Raw genomic sequence first — 16,861 nt, 5'->3', positions numbered from 1 at the left:
ATTCGTTTTTTGGTAGCTTTCCCATGAGGCTGGAAATCTACCGACAGGCATTGGCAGGCGCGCATCGCTCCGTGGGGAGTCCGTTCTGGTCGAGCCTTGTCATCCTGATCGGCATCTGGGGCGCGCTGTCCGGCTGGGCGCTATGGGATCGCGCAGCCGAATTGCGGCACGTTCATGCCACCCTGGCGCGCATCGCCGGGCTGCTTGGCGAACATGCCGAACGCACGCTGGCCGAAGCCGACCAGATCGCATCGCTGGTCGGTGGCGTGGTGGTTGAGCGCGGGCCCGTGCTGCCGCTGGCGCAATGGATGCGCAGCGGCTATTTCTCCACCAAACCCTTCCTGGAAGTGTCCGTGCTCGACCGCGAGGGCAGGCTGCGCTCGTCCACCATCGCCAGCTTCGAACCGCTGGACCTGAGCGACCGCCAGTATTTTCGTGTGCACGAGAAACGCGCGCTGCCGACGCTATACGTCGGCGTGCCCCTGGTGGGACGCGTCACGGGGCGCTGGTCCGTGCAACTGTCCAGGGGCATCGTGGCCCCGATGACCGGCCAATTCGCCGGCGTGGTGGTTGTGTCGCTGGATCCGGGCTACTTGTCCGAGGTTTTCTCGCGGGCGGGGCTGGGGCCATCCGGCGTCGTGCTGCTGGCGGGCACCGACGACTTCGTGGTGCGCGCGCGCTGGAGCGAGGACAGTCGCCAGCCTGGCCAGATCCTGATGCCCGGTTCCGACTTGCGCTGGGGGTTGGCCGGTGCGCGCGGCGGCCTCGTCACGGACGCCGGCGGGCGCGATGACAGCCAGCGCATCTACGCCATCCAGCGCCTGCCAGGCCGCAACCTGGCGGTGCTGGTGGGCATGAGCAGCTCGGCTGCGCTGGCCAGCTATCACGACCGTTTGTGCCTGGTGATCGTGATTGCCGCCGTGGTCACCTTACTCGTGATGTTCTTCCAGGTCCGGCAGTTCACCGCGCTGCACGAGCTTGCGATGCTGGCCGATCGCGAGAGCGTGGTGCGCGACATCCTGGCCGAGAAGAAGCAACACCTGCGCGGCCTGTTCCTGGCCATGCCGGACGGGGTGGCAGTCTTTGGCCGCGATCGCGTGATCGACGAGACCAATACCGCGCTATGCGAACTGCTTGGGGTGTCGTTGCCGCAGCTGCGCGGCGCCACCCAGCGCGAGTTCGTCCACTGGCTTTTCCGGGGCCGGCGGCCGGCGCGGCAGGCATGCCATGCCGAACAACTCCTGGCTGAACTGGACCGTGCTCATCCAGGCGGCGAGTTCGCAGGCATTGTCGAGTTCGACATGGCGGTGTCGCCCGCCTACGAGGTGCGCATCGTGCATGCCGCCAGCGGCGGCGGCCTGGTGCTGGTGCTGCGCGACGTCACGTCGCAACTACGCCACGATCGCATGAAATCTCATTTCGTCTCGGCGGCGGCGCACGAACTCAAGGGGCCGGTGGCGGCCATCGCCGGCTACGCCGAGCTGCTGAGCGCCGATGTCGTGTCGCCGGATCGGCGCAGCGGCATCTACCACGCCATCCATGCCCGGGCCAGGCAGCTCAATGCCCTGCTGTCCGACCTGCTCGACCTGGCCCGCATCGAAGCCCGCAGCAGAGGCATGCTGGAGCGCGAGCGCGTGGAGGTGGCGGCGCTTGTGCGCGAGACTGTGGCGGCCGAGTTCGCCGAGCAGGGCAGGGTGCATGTGATCGCTGCCAACGCGCCGCTTCATGTACTGGCGGACCGCGCGCAATTGACGCAGGCAGTGCGTAACCTCATTGAGAACGCGCTGAAGTATTCTGACGTTAAAAAAGAAGTCACTGTCACCGTCGCACCGCTGGCGCAAGGGCAGGACAAGGTGTCGGTTCGGGTCGAGGATCGAGGTATCGGCATGACGAAGGAAGAAGCTGGATTGGCGTTCGACAATTTTTACCGGGCCAACCGGCAGGGAAATACAACGGGGAACGGCCTGGGCCTGGCGATCGTGCGGGAAATCGTGGCCGTGCATCAGGGTCAGATCACGCTGAGCAGCGAACTGGGCAAGGGCACCGTGGTCGCTCTCAGCCTGCCGGCGGCAACATGAGGCGCTGGCTGTGGGGCGAACCTGGCCAGTCTGCAGGACGCCGGGCCGCCTTGCTGGCGGCATTGCTGGGCGCCTGCCTGGCGCTATGGCTGATCGCGCTGCTGGCCGCGCACGATGCCCGCGAACGCGTGGAGGGGGTGTCCTCGGCGGTACGCGACAACCTTGAGTTTGCGCTTGCCGATGCGCTTGGCGTCGCTTACCAGGACCGCACGCTGGTGGGCGCGCCTTGCCACAGCGTGGCGCGCCAGTTGCAGGAGCAGGGCGCCTATACCGCCTATGTGCGCGACGTCGTGCTGGTGTCGCGCGGCATGCGCTATTGCTCGGCGGTGCAGGGTGAGATCGCGGTGCCGCTGGCTGATCTGCTGAACTGGCAGCCCGGCCTGCAATACCGGCTCGCCAGACCCTATCGCGGCAGCAACATGGCCCTGGCGGTATTCTTTGGTACTGCTCCCGGCAACGGCGTGCTGGTCTGGGTGGAAGGACGCTACCTGGCCGACATGGTGCATTCTGCCGGCAAGCTGGGGTTTCCCGATATCGGGATCGAGGTGGCGGGCACGCGCTTCATGCTCAACGCCGGCGATCCCGCGGCGGGTGAGGCGGCCGCGGCAACCGGCGCGCCAACGCTGGTCAGGCGAGATGCCGCGCAGGCAGCCGCGCGCGGTATCGTCGATATCCGGCGACTGGCGGGACACCCGATCGCCGTGATCGCCAGCGCGCCGCGCAGTCTTGTGCTGCACGAGAGCCTCAAATACCTGGTGCTGCTACCGCTGGCCGCCGGCTTTGCCGCGCTGGCGGTGTTTGCGCTGCATTCGCGCCGCGCGGCGCGCCGCTCCTTCGCCGCGGAGTTGCAGCGCGGGCTGCGCCGCGGTGAATTCATCCCCTACTACCAGCCAGTGGTCGATCTCGAAAGCAGGCTGTGCACGGGGGTGGAAGTGCTGGCGCGCTGGGAACACCCACGGCGCGGCCTGCTCGAGCCGGAGCAATTCATCCCGGCGATCGAGCAACAGCGCCTGGCGGTTGCGCTGACCCTGGACCTGATTCCCCGCGTCCTGCGCGACTTCGAGTCGCTTGTGTTGCCCCCGGCCTTCCATCTCGCGTTCAATATCACCAACGAGCATTTCGACAATGTGGGCTTCTGGGCCGACGAGGCGCCACTGTTCGCGCTGCTGCGAGCCAATATCACCCCGGTGCTGGAAATCACCGAACGCGACGCGGTTTCGCTGGTCGAGCATCAGCGCAGCGCGATCCAGCGTGCCAAGGCACGCGGCATCAAGCTGGCCGTGGACGACTTCGGCACCGGCTACTGCAGCCTGGCGTACTTCAAGCAGTTCGAGGTGGACTTCCTCAAGCTCGACCGCATCTTTGTGCAAGCCGATCAGGACGACAAGGTCAGTGGCCAGATTGTCGACGTCACCCTCAACTTTGCCCATGCGCTTGACCTTGCGGTCGTGGCCGAAGGCATCGAGTGCGAGGCGCAGCGCGCGCAACTGGCGGGCAAGGGCGTGCGCCTGGGGCAAGGCTATCACTTCGCGCGGCCAATGACGCTGGCTGCGCTGAGCGACTGGCTGCCGGCGCATCTGGAACGCGTCGCGCTGCCACCAGGCCCGCGTGGCGAGGCATTGGGCGTGGCGGAACGCATGTGATCTGGTGCTGGAGGACTATCTTTTGGCGCAAATATGAAACATCATGCATATTTACAAATGATAAAAATGATATAGAATTCGGGCGTAGCCTCACTTCCCCGTCGGGCTATGCGACTCCCTGCCGGAATCCCCTTGCCGGCCAGCGCCTCGCGTCGCAACGCGAGGCGTTCTTTTCCTCTTTTCTCCTTTCATTTCCTGGCGATTGCCTGATTGGCCGATTGCCTGATGGAATGGCACTCGTCCTACATGACATAGAGCCACCGCCCGACAGACGGCGGGGCTGCGCTTGCCTAAGCTGGTACCAGCGCCCCCTGGTCCATGCATGTGGACGCGGCGCGGGCACGGCAGCCAGCCGTAGTCCAATGCCTGGGGGCGGCTTAATCCCGTCTCGTCGCTAACCGGAGCCGACAATGAACAAGGATCAAGTGAAGGGCCGTATCGAGGAAGCCAGGGGCAAGATGAAGGAGGTCGCCGGCAAGGTGACGGGCAGCGCCACTACCGAGGTCAAGGGCAAGGCGCAGCAGATAGCCGGCAAGACGCAGGCGGCTTACGGTGACGCCAAAGCGGATGCCAGGCGTACCCGCTGACACTGGGAGCCCGCGTCTGCCGGGCCGGGCAGGTCCCCCGGCCCGGGGCACGGCCTGGCTTAACTAAAGCACTCGTTGTAGTAGCGCGTGAAGGTGCCGGCCGGGCGGAAGGTATATGGCAGTTCGGCGAGCGCCGCGGCATCAAGCGAGCCGAAAGGGATGTCGAGACCAAGGCTGCTCACGTCCGTGGCGGCGTGATCCGTGCGATGGGTTTCGTGACTGGATTTGTGGTGCGTGCTCATGTGCGTTCTCGCTGATCCTGACTGTCGCGCCGGGCGGTAAACAACCGGCATGGCTGGCGCTGGTGAAATGGCGAGCCGGTTGGCTGCCATCGGTGCGAGCCATCTTATCCAGATGCGCCCGAAAGAAAATCCAGGCCCGGCAAAATACACTGTTGCGGAATCGCGTCCAATCGCACCCTCCAACGGGCCGGCGGGGACGCTGGCATCACGTGGCGCGCCTTCGCGGCGTCCGTGATGTGACCGTGGTGACTTTTTCCGTCCCACGCGCCATTTCCCCCCGCTGCGATTGTTTGCCGTGGCAAAGGTGCGCTCGTCGCCCTACGCTGCCCAGGCGGACTCCAGGCCGCACCCGGGGCGATGTCTGCGTCGCGCGCGGTATCGCTGGGCACCTCGCCGGACACCTCGATTCGCCAGCCTTCTCCGTCTATATTTGGCTAGGGCACGCCACTGCCGCGCTGCCTCGAAGCCGTGCGCCGCGGGTAGCGTTGCCACGGCACTGGCCTGCCGCGACCCGGCCCGACCGACCCACTGCAGGAGCCAGCCATGTCCAGCGTTATGCCGTTGCCGCCATGCTTTGCCGATCGCCGCGAAGCCGGGATCTTCCTTGGCCGGCACCTGGCGGGGCTCGGCTTTGGCGCCGCCGCGCAGTGCGAGCCGCCGTTGGTGCTGGCCCTGCCGCGCGGCGGCGTGCCTGTCGCATTCGAGGTGGCTCTCATCCTGGAAGGGCGGCTCGATATCCTGCTGGTGCGCAAGATCGGCGCGCCCGGCTACCCGGAACTGGCACTGGGTGCGGTGGTGGAGGGCGACGCCGCCGGTAACGCTCCATATACCGTGGCCAACGACGACCGCTGGACCCGACGCGCCCTTGATAGCGGCACCTTCGACGCGGAGCGCGGGCGCCAGCTAGACGAGATCGCGCGCCGGCAGCAACGCTATCGCGGTGGCGCGAGCGTGCCTGCCATGGCCGGCCGTACCGTGATCGTGGTGGACGATGGCGTGGCCACCGGCGCGACCATGCGCGCAGCGCTGGAAGGCGTGCGCCGTGCGGGCGCGAAGCAGGTGGTGGCCGCGGTGCCGGTCGCCTCGGAGGAAGGCCTGGACAGCCTGCGCGCGGCGGCGGACCAGGTGGTCTGCCTGAACGTGCCGGCCAGCTTTGGCGCCGTGGGCGCTTTCTACCTGGATTTCCGCCAGACCACGGATGAGGAAGTCATGGCCTTGCTGCGCCAGGGCGCCTGCGGGCGCCCGGCGTGAACCCGGGCCGCCGGCGGCTCAACGCTGCGCCGCCAGCCTGGCCTTCAGGTGCGGCACCAGCCCGCCGGCCTGCAGCAGGGTGCGCAGGAAGTCGGGAATCGGTTCGCACGCCACGCGGCTGCCGTCGGGCAGCAGCAGGCAAGCCCGCTCCAGCTCGAGCCGCGCCGGCCCGCCATCCACCAGCCGCGTGGTGTCGGGGCAGGTCAGCACCGGCAGGCCGAGGTTGATGGCATTGCGGTAGAACAGGCCGGCGAAGGACGGCGCGATCACCGCGGCCAGGCCAAGCTCGCGCAGCGCCTGCGGCGCCTGCTCGCGCGAGGAACCCACGCCGAAATTGCGTCCGGCCACCAGCAGGTCGCCGGGGCGCGCCTTGGCCGGAAACTCGGGACGCAGCCCGGCCAGGCAATGACGGGCGATCTCCTGGACGCCCCCCTTCATATGGATACCGGGCGCCATCTGGTCGGTATCGACATTGTCGCCAAAGCGCCAGATGCGGCCACCGGGCAGGGGCGGGGCGGGTACCGGACTCATGGCAACAATTCTCGCGGGTCGGTGATGCTGCCGGTGACGGCGGATGCCGCCACGGTCAGCGGTGAAGCCAGCCAGACCGCGCTGCCGCTGTCGCCCATGCGGCCGGCGAAATTGCGCGCGGTGGAGGCAATGGCGCGGCTGTTGGCCGGGAAGCGGGACGGGCCATAGCCCGCGCATGCGTTGCATGCATTGGGCAGCAATTGCGCACCGGCATCCAGCAGGATGGCCAGCGTGCCCTCGCGCTCGGCCTGGCGCTGGTCGCGCAGCGAGGCGGGCGCCAGTTGCAGGCTCACGCCGGGCGCCACGCGCCGGCCACGCAGCATGCTGGCGGCCATGCGCATGTCTTCCAGCTTGGCGCCGGTGCAAGCACCCAGGTAGGCGATGTCCACGGGCTGTCCGGCAGCCTGGCCGACGGGGCCGGTGTTGGCCGGCGAATGCGGCGCGGCCACCTGCGGCTCCAGAGCGGCCGCGTCGAAGCGGTGGCTGGCCAGCACGGCGGCTCCGGGTTCGGTGCGCCAGTACGCAAGCGCGATGGCGTCGAGCGTGGAGGCGGGCACGCCCGCTTCCGCCAGCCAGGCCATCGTGGTGGCATCGGGTGCGATCAGGCCGGTCTGCGCGCCGAGTTCCGCACTCATATTGGTCAGCGTCATGCGCTCCTGCATGGGCAGCGCCGCCACGGCCGTGCCGGTGTATTCGATCGCTTCGTAGCGGCCGCCGTCGAGTCCAAGCTGGCCGCACAGGAACAGCATGATGTCCTTGGCGCAGACGCCGTCGCCAAGCTTGCCGTCCCATTGCAGGCGGATAGTGTGCGGCACGCGCAGCCAGATCTCGCCCGTGGCCAGTACGCCCGCCATCTCGGTGGCGCCAATGCCGAACATATAGGCACCGAAGGCGCCGCCGGTGGGGCTATGGCTGTCGCCGCCCACGATGAAGCGTCCCGGCAGCACGTGGCCATGCTCAGGCAGCACCACGTGGCAGATGCCCTCGCCGTCGATGAAATGGGGAAGGCGCGCCTCGCGCACCCAGTCGCGCGTGAAGCGGACGATGGCCTCGGCCTCGGGATCGGCTGCAGGCAGGTAGTGGTCGGTCACTATTACATAGCGCTCCGGATCCCAGACCTTCGCCCCCAGCTCGCGCAGCAGCGGCGCCACCCGGCGCGGGCCGCTCGAATCGTGCGACATGGCAAGGTCGACCCGGCATGTCACCACCGTGCCCGGCGTGACCGCATCGAGCCCGGCAGCCCGCGCAACCAGTTTCTGCGCCAGCGTGGCGGGGGCGTGGGCGGGCCCGGCTAGCGGCTTCATTCCGGCGTGGCTCCCGAATACTTGACCACCTTGGCCCAGTGCTTCACGTCATTGCGCACGAAGGCGGCAAAGGCTTCCGGCGGATTGCCGACCGGCTGCGCGCCGTCCGTCTCCAGGCGCTTGCGCACCGCCGGTGTGTCGAGACCCTTGCGGGCGGCGTGGTAAAGCGCCTGCAGCACGTCGGGCGGAAGGCCGGCGGGGCCAAACAGGCCGAACCAGGCGCTCGACTCGAATCCCTTGACGGTGGCACCGATCGGCGCCACGCCGGGGAACTGCGGCAGTGGCGCGGCGCTGGTCACGCCCAGCACCTTGAGCTTGCCGGTCTTGACATGCGGCAGCACATTGAAGGTACTTGCGAACATCAGGTCGACATGGCCAGATAGCAGGTCGGTGATGGCGGGCGCGGTGCCCTTGTAAGGAATGTTGACGATATAGGTGCCCGTCATCATCTTGAACATGTCGCCAGCCAGGTGAACCGACGAACCCACCGAGCCGATCGCAAAGTTCAGCTTGCCGGGCTTGCTCCTGGCCAGCTGGATCAGTTCCGGGATGTTGTTGGCAGGCAGGCTGGGCGTGGCCACCAGCACGCTCGGGACTGTAGCCACCATCGTGATCGGCGTGAAATCCTGGATCGGGTCGAAGGGCAGCTTCTTGTACAGCGTGGCGTTGATGGTGTGGCTGGTGAAGCTCATCAGCAGCGTGGTGCCGTCAGGCGCGCTCTTGGCCACCTGGTCGGCGGCGATATTGCCGCCCGCGCCCGGGCGATTCTCCACCACCACGGACTGATCCAGTTCGCGGGACATCTCCTGGGCGATGGTGCGCGCCAGCGTATCCGTGGTGCCCCCGGCGGGCGCCCCCACCAGGATGCGGATGGGTTTGCCGCCGGCGATCTCGGCGCGCGCTACCGGCGCCTGCGCTAGCAGCGCAACACTGACGGCGGCGCCAAGCAGGCCGTACATCGCCTTGCGGCGCGAGGGGGTGGCAAGTGCATGGGAGAAAGGTCGGCCCGTGCTGGAAGCAGGCATCGCGGTTTCCTTCTGGAAAGATCGTGAGCGTGCAGTATCGCTCGCTTTTCTTACTCGCGCAGCCCTGTTCGCGCTTCGCTTTCCACCCAGACATTGGCGCTGTCGCCACCCGCGGGGGAGAGCTCCATGCGGTATTCATAGCGGTCCGGCCGGTACTGGCCGAGCAGGAACTGCACCGGGCGGCCAGCCTTGTCCAGCACCACGCGGCGCACCGCCAGCAGCGCGCCGCCCACGGGCACGTCCAGCAAAGGCGCTACCACCACGTCGGCCAGCCGGGCCGACAGCGTCTGGCTGGCGCGCCCGAGTTGCACGCCCGAGCCTTCGAGCAGGCGCAGCATCGGCGTGCTTTCGAGATCCTTGCGATTGAGGCCGCGCCCCAGGTCGGCCGGAAGATAGGTGGTGATATGCGATAGCGGGCGGCTGCCGTAGTGGCGCACGCGCACCACCTTGACCACCGGGTCGCCCGGTTGCAGCCCGAGCGCTTCGGCGACTTCCGGGGTGGCGTGGACGTCATCGATCGATATCACCTTGACCGAGGTTTTCTGCCCCATGTCGATGATGTTGTCGAGCAGGCTGCCGGGGCGGTCGCTGACCGTAACCGGCTTGATCGGGTGCGGATTGACGAAGGTGCCAAGGCCGCGATGGCGGCGTACCAGCCCTTCCTGCACCAGGCGGTCGAAGACGCGGCGCATGGTCACGCGCGATGCGTGAAACTGCTTGGCGAGGTCGATTTCGCCCGGCAGGGGGCCTTGACCGAAACGGCCTTCCACAATCTGTTGGCGTAGTACCACGTAAATCTGGTGATACAGGGGAACGACGGCTTCACTCATGGTTTCCCTTGCGAATAGGTGACAAGTTTCAAATAGCCTTAATGTACTTTAAATCAGACATAGAGCCTAGTCATGTCGCCAGTTGTGCGCTATTCGCTCCCCGAATGGCCCGGGAGCGTTGTGTGCATGCAGCGCAGGGGCAGCATCCGGCGCAATGATCCCGGCCAATGTCTGCTTTCTGCCGGGCCGGGCCGGGGCGGACGCGTCGGGCTGTCATGCAGCGTCTCATCCGAAGCAGGGAGAGTGATGACGAGCGACGACCAGTGCACCGGCGGGACGTGTGTTTCACTCTTGATACATCATGGGCAACCTAGGGTTTTCCTTGGGAACCGCGCTAAAGGCCTGATAGCAGGCGGAGTTTTCGCTGGTACGGGGAACTCTCTGCCATGTAGCGCGTCCGGCCTTGTCACAGCCGTGTGACATGTCGCGTGCGGTTCACAGCGGCGGCACCGCCGCGCGTCCTCTGCAAGCCGGATTAAGGTTGAAGGCATGCCTTTTTAGCCCTTGTATCGCAAGGGTTTACAAGCTTGAGCCATTTGCCTGGCACCGATTATGCGGAAAGGGAGGCTGGTTTGGCCGAGTGCCGGACCCAGGCCTCCAGCCATCGTTCTCCCCGAGCGCTGGCGAGAGGCTGAGCCGCTGTGAAATTCTCCTGGGAGCTTTGTATGAAAAAGACCTTACTTGCGTCGGCGATTGCTTTAGCCCTTGGGGCAGGCGGTCAGGCCATGGCTAATCCGACGAATTACAACAATGGTTCGGATACGGATGGCAATAACGCGCAGACAGCCACTGCAACTTCCACCCAGTCCGGCAGCGGCGCGGCGGCGAACGAAAACTCATCGGCCTCGCAAGACAACAGCTATCACTCGAGGACATCCACCAAGACTTCGACCAAGACTACCACCACCACCAAGACCAACGCCGACAACAAGGGGAAGGTTGAGTTCGATCACGGCTACGGCAATGCCGGCGCGAACAACGGCAGCACGGCCACCGCCAACTTCACCAACTCCTTTAATAGCAGCAAGGCGATTGCCATCAGCAAGCTTTCGGGCTCGGTGAGCGGCAACTCGATCGGCAACATCGGCAATGTCGCCACCAACTACGGTAGCGCCAATGGAGGCTCCGGCGGCAGGGGCGGTTCCGGATATGGCGGCGCCGGCCACGGTGGCACGGGCGGCAACGGTGGCAACAGCGGCAATGGCGGTAGCGGCGGTAGCGGCGGTTCCGCTTCCAACGGTAGCGCCACCGCGGGTGCTGCCAGCAACGGCAGCGCCAATGCCGGCGACGGCGGCAATGGCGGCAAGGCCATCGGCTGGGCAGGGGACGGCGGCAACGCCAGAGGCTCTGGCGGTGGCGCGCTTAGCGCCAGCGTTGGCGTGGGTGCGCGCGGCGGCAGTGGCGGCGGTGCCGGCGGCGACGCGCTGGGTGCCAGCCTCGCCGGCTCCGGCAGGGGTGGCAGCGCAGGTGCCGCCGGCGGTAGCGCTGGCGGCCTGAGCGCCGGCTTTGGCGGCAGCAGCTCATCGGCTGCCGGCAGCGGCGGCAACAGTGGCCGCTGGAGTTTTGGCTCCGGTGGCGCCGGTGGCAGTAGCACGGCAGGTGCAGGCGGTGCCGGCACTGGTGGCACGACCACAGCCACGGCAGGCTCGGGCAGCGCAAGCGGCGGTGCAGGCGGTGCGGCGACATCCGGCGCATCCAGCCCGACCGGAGGTGCCGGTACCGGGCTTGGCGGTGCAGGTGGTGCGGGCACAGGCGGCGCGGCAACGGCTTCCGGCGGCGCAGGCACCGGCACGGGTGGCGCGGGTGGTACCCAAACCAGCGTGGCCGGTAGTGGCGGCGGCGGCGGCAGCGCAGCCAATGGCAGTGCTACCACCCAGGCCACCAACGGCAGCGCAACGGCAGGCGCTGGCGCGGTTGGCGCGGCTTCCGGCACCGGTGGCGCTGGTGGTGTAGGCGCGGGCGGCACGGGTGGTACCGGCAATGGCGCAGTGGGTGGAGCTGGCGGCAGCGGCGGCACCAACTACGTCGATGCTGGCACCTTCAATATGTCCAACACCATGGCCAGCGTTGGTCAGTCGGCAGCGGGCATCATGGTCGCCAACCAAAACAGCGGCTTCGCTTCGCTGGTGCAACAAAGCGTCAATGTCCAGGCCAACCTGACGGTCGGCAAGTAAGGTGCGCGCATGGTGGTGGCGTGCGTTGCGTGTGGATGGCTCGCGCGCGCGCCCCGCTGGCACGGCCTGACTCTGGCAACTTTAGGGCATCCCGGCGCGTTTGACGTGGCCGGGGTGCCCCATTCGACGAAGCGTCCACTCGCTTCCGGTGTGATCGTCTGGATGGGGACGGCACGCAAGAGGCTGAAGGAGACACCAACATGCGATCGGTCCGCTCCGCTGTCACCCTGGTCGCGACAGCAATCCTGGTCTGGCCTGGCCTGCAAGCCTTTGCCGGGCCGCAGCCCGCCGGGCCATCGGCCGCAGTGCCTGCGGCCAACACCGGAACCGCCATGAACATCAGCGCGGCGGCGCCGGATCAGACTCCCGCTGCCGTGGCGGGCGGCGCTCAGCGCGGCATCTTTGCCGGTCTCGGCAAACCCGTCGCCAGCGACAAACTCGAAGGTATCCGCGGCGGATCCGAACTGGTGGTCAACGACATGCGCCTCGGCGGCACCGTGGCGGAAAACAGCGTGAACCGCATGATCAGCGGCTCAAACAGCATTGCCGAAGGCTCTTTCGCCAGCTCCGCGGGTTTGCCCACTGTCATCCAGAACTCGGGCGCCAACGTGCTGATCCAGAACGCCACCATCGTCAATATCCAGTTCAAGCCATGATGCTGCGCAAGCTGCTTCTGCAGGCTACGCTCTTGCTGGCTTCGGCCGGCGTGTCCGTGGCGTGGGCCGACTACATATACGTGCCGGGCGATGGCGGAAATTACTACAACGTGCGGGTGACCAGCCTCAAGGAGGCACGGTACAAGACCACCATCCGCCAGCAATACGACTTCAGTTGCGGCTCTGCCGCGGTAGCTACTCTGCTCACTTACCAGTACGGCTTTCCGGTTAGTGAGCAGACGGTGTTCCAGAACATGTATGTCAACGGCGACCAGGCCAAGATCCGGCAGGAGGGGTTCTCGCTGCTGGACATGAAGCGCTTCCTGGAGTCGCGCGGCTTTCTTGCCGATGGCTATGAATTGCCCCTGTCAAAGCTGGAGGAAACCCAGATCCCAGCCATCGTACTGGTGGTGGAGAACGGGTATCACCATTTTGTCGTGGTGAAGGGGGTGCACGGCGACCGCGTGCTGGTCGGCGACCCGGCGCTTGGCACGCGTGCGCTGTCGCGCGAGCACTTTGAGCGGATCTGGGACAGCCAGTTGCTGTTCGTCATCCACAACCGCGAGGAATCCGCTCGCTTCAACCTGGCGGCCGACTGGCGTGTAGCGCCGAGCGGCCCTTATTCGATGGGTATCAACCGGGATAGTCTGTTCTTCACCGTCATGCCTTCGCATGGCGGTAGCGACTTCTAAGGAACGTACCATGTTCCAGACATCCTCAAAGTCCGCGCAGCATCGCCGCAGTGGCGCTGGTTCCGCTACTGCCGTCATGTTGCTCGGCGCGGGCCTTGCCTGCGCCGGGCCGGTGCGGGCCGACGAAGGCACGGGGATCGAGGCGCTCGGCACGCTCGGTGCGACCGACCCTGCCGGCTTCACAGCACCGCCCGCAGTGCAGGCGGAAACCAACAACCCTTACCTGGCTGCGGCACTTGGCAGCATGGCCGGCCGGACGCCGGTCTCGCAAGAACCCCGCGCCGTGGCGGAGCCGGCTGACCGTCCGGCAGATGGCGGCGCCACCGTCGGCGCGGCCGATGCCCCCGATGCTGCAGACTTAGCGCCGCCGCCGGTGGAGCGGCAGGCCGAAACCGACAATCCCGTCCTGGCCGCCGCGGACCTGGCGCCAGCCGCGCCAGCTCGCCTCGAAGCGTCCAGCGGGGGCTTCGATGCCGCTTCCCGCCAGACGCTCCCTGCCGTCGGCCTGCCGGCTGCCGGCAGCGCGCCTCGCCGGCTTGCGGTACGCAGCAGCGCGGGCGCGCCGAAGCCGGTAGCGCCGGAACGGCTGGACGGCCTGCGGGGCGGTTTCGCCGCCGCGAGCCAGTCGCCAGATGCACCCGGCGCCGCTGCCCCGGCAACGTCTGCCGTGACGCCGGCGACTGCCGGAACTTCGCCCACACGTGCCGCGCGCAGCACCATGGCGAGCTGGAAGCCGGTCGCGCAAGAGCGGCTTGACGATTTGCGTGGCGGGTTCGACGTGGGCGCCGGCTTGCAAGTTTCGTTCGGTATCGAACGCGCCGTGTACATCAACGGTGCCCTGGTGGTGGCAACCAGTCTTACTATTCCCGACGTGAGCCGCATCACCGCCGACCAGGCCAGCCGCCTGGCCACGGCGCTCGGTGGGGCTGCAGGTGCGGCGGCCATGGCCAGCGCAGCCGTGAACAACGCGCTGGCCGGCAACCCGGTAACCGCGAACGGCGCGAACGGCAGCAGCAGCACGGGAAACAGCAGTAGCAGTACAGGCGCCAGCGCCAGCGCGACCGGCAGCCCGGGCGCGTCGGTGACCAGCCTGCCCGCCACGGCGATAGCGGCGGGTGGCGCCGTGGTGACAACCAACGGCGCACTAAGCCTGATACAAAACGGGCCGGGCAATAGCGTCGCCTCCAGCATGCTGGCGGGCACGCCTGCCACGGTGATTCAAAACTCGCTGAACAACCAGTCGATCCAGAATCTGGTGACCATCAATGCAGGCGTTAACACCCTGCAGGCATTCCGCGCCCAGGTGGCTAATTCGGCATTGAACAGTGCATTGCAGATTGCCGCGAGCCGGCACTGAATGCATGCAGGCGATTGGTAGTACGTGCAACGAGAGGGGCAGTATGCGTTAAGCAGGTTGCGGACTCCTATACGAAGCAGTCCGCCGTCCGGGGGAGGAAGGCGAAATGAATAAAAAGTCGCTGCGCGGCATCCGGCAGGCAGGGTGCTCGACATTGCTGTTGCTGGGCGGGGTGGCACACGGCCAGACCCCGCCTGACGAGGGACCAACGGCGGCGAAGCTGGATGCGCTCAAGCGCGAGGTGACAGAGCAGGCCGCGACGCTGGAACAGATGAAGCGGGCAATGGCGGAACAAGAGGCCACTATCCGCGAGTTGCGCAGTGTGCTGGGTCCCGAAGTGCTGGCGAGAAAGCGCGGCGGCCAGCGCGCGCCGGGCACCGGCGGCGTGACACCCGGCGACACCGCCACCAATGCCGCGGCGGCTGCCGCCGGCGCGGCAGGCATGCAAGCCCTGCCCGATACCGCCAATGTGCCGCAGGAAGGCGCCACGCAGGCGCAGCAAGGCGCAACGCCGGCGCAGCCAGCCGCCGACAGCCAGGTTGCGCAAGCCGGCGACGAGCAGCCGGTGGGCAAACCCCCCGAGGCCGACACCGCTCCACCTGCGATTGCACCGATTTTCGACCAGCCTGGCGTACTCACGCCCGCGGGCAAGTTCGTGCTCGAGCCGAGCTTCCAGTATGGCTATTCGTCGAACAACCGCGTGGCGCTGGTCGGCTACACGATCATTCCCGCCATCCTGATCGGGCTGATCGATGTCCGCGAGGTCAAGACCTCGACCTACATCGAGCAGGCTGCGCTGCGCTATGGCGTGACCAAGCGGCTCGAACTCGAGGTCAAGGTGCCCTACGTGCAGACCTCGGGCTCCACCATCAGCCGCGAAGTCTTTACCGGCACAGCGGTCGACAACGTCTTTAATGCCAGTGGCCAGGGCCTGGGCGACGTGGAAGCCACCGTGCGCTACCAGCTCAACTATGGCAACGAGAAAATGCCGTACTTCATCGGCTGGCTGCGCTACAAGTCTGCTACCGGCAAGAGTCCCTTCGACGTAGTGACCGACTGCGTGACACGCTGCGTGGGTAATACCACCGGCACCGGCCTGCCGCTCGGGCTGCCCACCGGCACCGGCTTCCAGGCGATACAGCCAGGCATTACGTGGCTGCTGCCGACCGATCCGGCGGTGTTCTTCGGTACGTTCAGCTACCTGCACAATTTCGCGCGGGACAATGTCAGCCGCACCGTGCTCAACGGGCAGCAGGAGAATCTTGGCAAGATCGCGCCGGGCGATATCTTTGGCTTTAACTTCGGCATGGGCCTCTCGCTCAACGAGCATGCGTCGTTCAGTATCGGCTACGACCAGAGCATCATCTGGCCGACCAAGCAGAATGGCCAGACCGTGCCCGGCTCGGTGCGCATCACGCAAGGTACCTTGCTGGTGGGCTATTCGTATCGCTTCAACAGCCGCTATACGCTGAACGTATCGGTCGGCGCGGGGCTGACGCGCGATACCCCGGATCTGCAGGTCACGGTGCGCCTGCCAATCACTTTCTGAAGGCTGGCGACATGCGCGAATTCGATGGATGAGACGGTACGTGATGCGCAGTCGGCATGCCGTGGTCATCGCCTTGCGCTTGCCGCGCGACTGGCGTACAAATGAGTTACCCCGTCCCCTGGGCGGATACGGATGCACCTCCACCTCCATGTTGACCGTGACTGCGTGAAGGCGACTCCGCATGCACACCGCTGCCGGGATGACCCGAAATGGCCGCGAAACGGCCTGAAGCGAGGAGAGAGTCATGCGCAAACGCATCTTCTGGTTATTGCCCGATCTGGCGAGCGCCCGCCGCACCATGGACGATCTGCTGCTGGCTCGCGTCGAGAACAGTCATATCCACTTCATCGCGCGCGATGGTGCCGATATGACTGGCCTGCATGAAGCCAACCTGTTCCAGACTTCCGATATCGTGCATGCTGCGGAAATGGGGCTGATGGTTGGCGGCGGCATCGGCATCGTGGCCGGGGCACTGGTCGCCCTGTTCCCCATCGTCAGCGAGACCCCGCAATGGGGCCTGGTTGGTGTGCTGGCCGTGCTCGGCGCGGCGTTCGGCGCCTGGGCGTCCAGCATGATCGGCTGCTCCGCGCCCAACAGCCGGCACAAAGCCTTTGAGAAAGACATCGAAGAAGGCAAGATCCTGCTGATGGTGGACGTACCGCGTGGCCGCGTTGAGGAAATCGAAGCGCTGCTGCAACAGTCCCATCCGGAAGCCCGTTTCGCCGGGATGGACCCGGCCATACCCGCCTTCCCCTGAACGGGGACCGGCCAATGCGGGGGCATGGCGGCCTGCGGGTCGCCCGCCCTTGTGCGCTCCGGCCCTGCTTTTCCCTGCCATGCCTGACTCCTCCCCGAGCTGCCGTTCGATGCCGCTGTGATGCCTTTTGCAATAACGATTTGCCGAAGGGCGCCGCTTTGAGGTAATTTGCTTGTCGCCGCGCC

General features: G+C 66.5%; 15 protein-coding genes. 10 read left to right on the top strand and 5 right to left on the bottom strand.

The features are described 5' to 3' along the window. Positions 1–23: 23 nt before the first annotated feature. The 3 genes from ACZY0R_RS07125 (at position 24) to ACZY0R_RS07115 (ending at position 4,308) form a co-directional block, all read left to right on the top strand. A complete protein-coding gene (locus tag ACZY0R_RS07125) occupies positions 24–2,078 on the top strand; it encodes an ATP-binding protein (protein WP_488857756.1) in 2,055 nt (684 codons plus the stop codon). Further along, positions 2,075–3,721: an EAL domain-containing protein gene (locus ACZY0R_RS07120; RefSeq protein ID WP_488857755.1), complete on the top strand. Its 1,647-nt coding sequence runs from the start codon at positions 2,075–2,077 to the stop codon at positions 3,719–3,721. The genes ACZY0R_RS07125 and ACZY0R_RS07120 overlap by 4 nt, the downstream gene beginning before the upstream one ends. A 410-nt stretch (positions 3,722–4,131) precedes the next feature. Continuing rightward, a complete protein-coding gene (locus tag ACZY0R_RS07115) occupies positions 4,132–4,308 on the top strand; it encodes a CsbD family protein (protein ID WP_488857754.1) in 177 nt (58 codons plus the stop codon). Between the two features lie 59 nt (positions 4,309–4,367). Here the strand turns inward: ACZY0R_RS07115 and ACZY0R_RS07110 are convergent, their stop codons facing one another. After that, complete coding sequence (locus ACZY0R_RS07110; protein WP_488857753.1) at positions 4,368–4,550, bottom strand: hypothetical protein; 183 nt, start codon at positions 4,548–4,550, stop codon at positions 4,368–4,370. Positions 4,551–5,105: 555 nt separating this feature from the next. Between ACZY0R_RS07110 and ACZY0R_RS07105 the strand changes: the two genes are divergently transcribed. Beyond that, positions 5,106–5,801: a phosphoribosyltransferase gene (locus ACZY0R_RS07105; protein WP_045236522.1), complete on the top strand. Its 696-nt coding sequence runs from the start codon at positions 5,106–5,108 to the stop codon at positions 5,799–5,801. A gap of 18 nt (positions 5,802–5,819) precedes the next feature. On the opposite strand, the gene ACZY0R_RS07100 is transcribed toward ACZY0R_RS07105, so the two are convergent. The 4 genes from ACZY0R_RS07100 to ACZY0R_RS07085 are packed head-to-tail and all read right to left on the bottom strand — an operon-like array spanning position 5,820 to position 9,491. Beyond that, entirely contained in the window at positions 5,820–6,332 is a 513-nt protein-coding gene (locus tag ACZY0R_RS07100; RefSeq protein ID WP_488857752.1) for a LeuD/DmdB family oxidoreductase small subunit, read from the bottom strand. After that, positions 6,329–7,636: a 3-isopropylmalate dehydratase large subunit gene (locus tag ACZY0R_RS07095; RefSeq protein WP_488857750.1), complete on the bottom strand. Its 1,308-nt coding sequence runs from the start codon at positions 7,634–7,636 to the stop codon at positions 6,329–6,331. Before ACZY0R_RS07095 ends, ACZY0R_RS07100 begins: the two co-directional genes overlap by 4 nt. After that, complete coding sequence (locus ACZY0R_RS07090) at positions 7,633–8,661, bottom strand: tripartite tricarboxylate transporter substrate binding protein (RefSeq protein ID WP_488857749.1); 1,029 nt, start codon at positions 8,659–8,661, stop codon at positions 7,633–7,635. Before ACZY0R_RS07090 ends, ACZY0R_RS07095 begins: the two co-directional genes overlap by 4 nt. 50 nt (positions 8,662–8,711) lie before the next feature. Continuing rightward, positions 8,712–9,491 (bottom strand): GntR family transcriptional regulator, encoded by a 780-nt coding sequence (locus tag ACZY0R_RS07085; protein WP_035875078.1) that lies wholly within the window; start codon positions 9,489–9,491, stop codon positions 8,712–8,714. A gap of 665 nt (positions 9,492–10,156) precedes the next feature. Between ACZY0R_RS07085 and ACZY0R_RS07080 the strand changes: the two genes are divergently transcribed. The 6 genes from ACZY0R_RS07080 (at position 10,157) to ACZY0R_RS07055 (ending at position 16,676) form a co-directional block, all read left to right on the top strand. Further along, positions 10,157–11,665, top strand: a complete 1,509-nt coding sequence (locus ACZY0R_RS07080) for a hypothetical protein (protein WP_488857747.1) — start codon at positions 10,157–10,159, stop codon at positions 11,663–11,665. A gap of 200 nt (positions 11,666–11,865) precedes the next feature. Next, the gene (locus tag ACZY0R_RS07075; RefSeq protein WP_488857746.1) at positions 11,866–12,321 is read left to right on the top strand and encodes a hypothetical protein; all 456 of its coding nucleotides are present in this window, start codon (positions 11,866–11,868) and stop codon (positions 12,319–12,321) included. Next, a complete protein-coding gene (locus ACZY0R_RS07070) occupies positions 12,318–13,013 on the top strand; it encodes a C39 family peptidase (RefSeq protein ID WP_045236394.1) in 696 nt (231 codons plus the stop codon). The genes ACZY0R_RS07075 and ACZY0R_RS07070 overlap by 4 nt, the downstream gene beginning before the upstream one ends. A 10-nt stretch (positions 13,014–13,023) precedes the next feature. Next, positions 13,024–14,370 (top strand): hypothetical protein, encoded by a 1,347-nt coding sequence (locus ACZY0R_RS07065; protein WP_488857745.1) that lies wholly within the window; start codon positions 13,024–13,026, stop codon positions 14,368–14,370. A gap of 106 nt (positions 14,371–14,476) precedes the next feature. Further along, the gene (locus tag ACZY0R_RS07060; protein ID WP_488857744.1) at positions 14,477–15,919 is read left to right on the top strand and encodes an acetate kinase; all 1,443 of its coding nucleotides are present in this window, start codon (positions 14,477–14,479) and stop codon (positions 15,917–15,919) included. 244 nt (positions 15,920–16,163) lie between these two features. Beyond that, entirely contained in the window at positions 16,164–16,676 is a 513-nt protein-coding gene (locus ACZY0R_RS07055) for a hypothetical protein (RefSeq protein ID WP_045236392.1), read from the top strand. The last annotated feature ends 185 nt before the right edge of the window (positions 16,677–16,861 follow it).

It is taken from the genome of Cupriavidus sp. F041 (assembly GCF_057814235.1).
The sequence above is the reverse complement of the archived record's forward strand: the minus strand, read 5'-3'. Positions and strand labels throughout refer to the sequence as shown.

Coding starts and splice junctions, on each gene's coding strand:
- ACZY0R_RS07085 (WP_035875078.1), bottom strand. CDS start 9,491: ATGAGTGAAGCCGTCGTTCCCCTGTATCACCAGATTTACGTGGTACTA.
- ACZY0R_RS07070 (WP_045236394.1), top strand. CDS start 12,318: ATGATGCTGCGCAAGCTGCTTCTGCAGGCTACGCTCTTGCTGGCTTCG.
- ACZY0R_RS07075 (WP_488857746.1), top strand. CDS start 11,866: ATGCGATCGGTCCGCTCCGCTGTCACCCTGGTCGCGACAGCAATCCTG.
- ACZY0R_RS07095 (WP_488857750.1), bottom strand. CDS start 7,636: ATGAAGCCGCTAGCCGGGCCCGCCCACGCCCCCGCCACGCTGGCGCAG.
- ACZY0R_RS07120 (WP_488857755.1), top strand. CDS start 2,075: ATGAGGCGCTGGCTGTGGGGCGAACCTGGCCAGTCTGCAGGACGCCGG.
- ACZY0R_RS07115 (WP_488857754.1), top strand. CDS start 4,132: ATGAACAAGGATCAAGTGAAGGGCCGTATCGAGGAAGCCAGGGGCAAG.
- ACZY0R_RS07065 (WP_488857745.1), top strand. CDS start 13,024: ATGTTCCAGACATCCTCAAAGTCCGCGCAGCATCGCCGCAGTGGCGCT.
- ACZY0R_RS07090 (WP_488857749.1), bottom strand. CDS start 8,661: ATGCCTGCTTCCAGCACGGGCCGACCTTTCTCCCATGCACTTGCCACC.
- ACZY0R_RS07105 (WP_045236522.1), top strand. CDS start 5,106: ATGCCGTTGCCGCCATGCTTTGCCGATCGCCGCGAAGCCGGGATCTTC.
- ACZY0R_RS07080 (WP_488857747.1), top strand. CDS start 10,157: ATGAAAAAGACCTTACTTGCGTCGGCGATTGCTTTAGCCCTTGGGGCA.
- ACZY0R_RS07060 (WP_488857744.1), top strand. CDS start 14,477: ATGAATAAAAAGTCGCTGCGCGGCATCCGGCAGGCAGGGTGCTCGACA.
- ACZY0R_RS07055 (WP_045236392.1), top strand. CDS start 16,164: ATGCGCAAACGCATCTTCTGGTTATTGCCCGATCTGGCGAGCGCCCGC.
- ACZY0R_RS07125 (WP_488857756.1), top strand. CDS start 24: ATGAGGCTGGAAATCTACCGACAGGCATTGGCAGGCGCGCATCGCTCC.
- ACZY0R_RS07100 (WP_488857752.1), bottom strand. CDS start 6,332: ATGAGTCCGGTACCCGCCCCGCCCCTGCCCGGTGGCCGCATCTGGCGC.
- ACZY0R_RS07110 (WP_488857753.1), bottom strand. CDS start 4,550: ATGAGCACGCACCACAAATCCAGTCACGAAACCCATCGCACGGATCAC.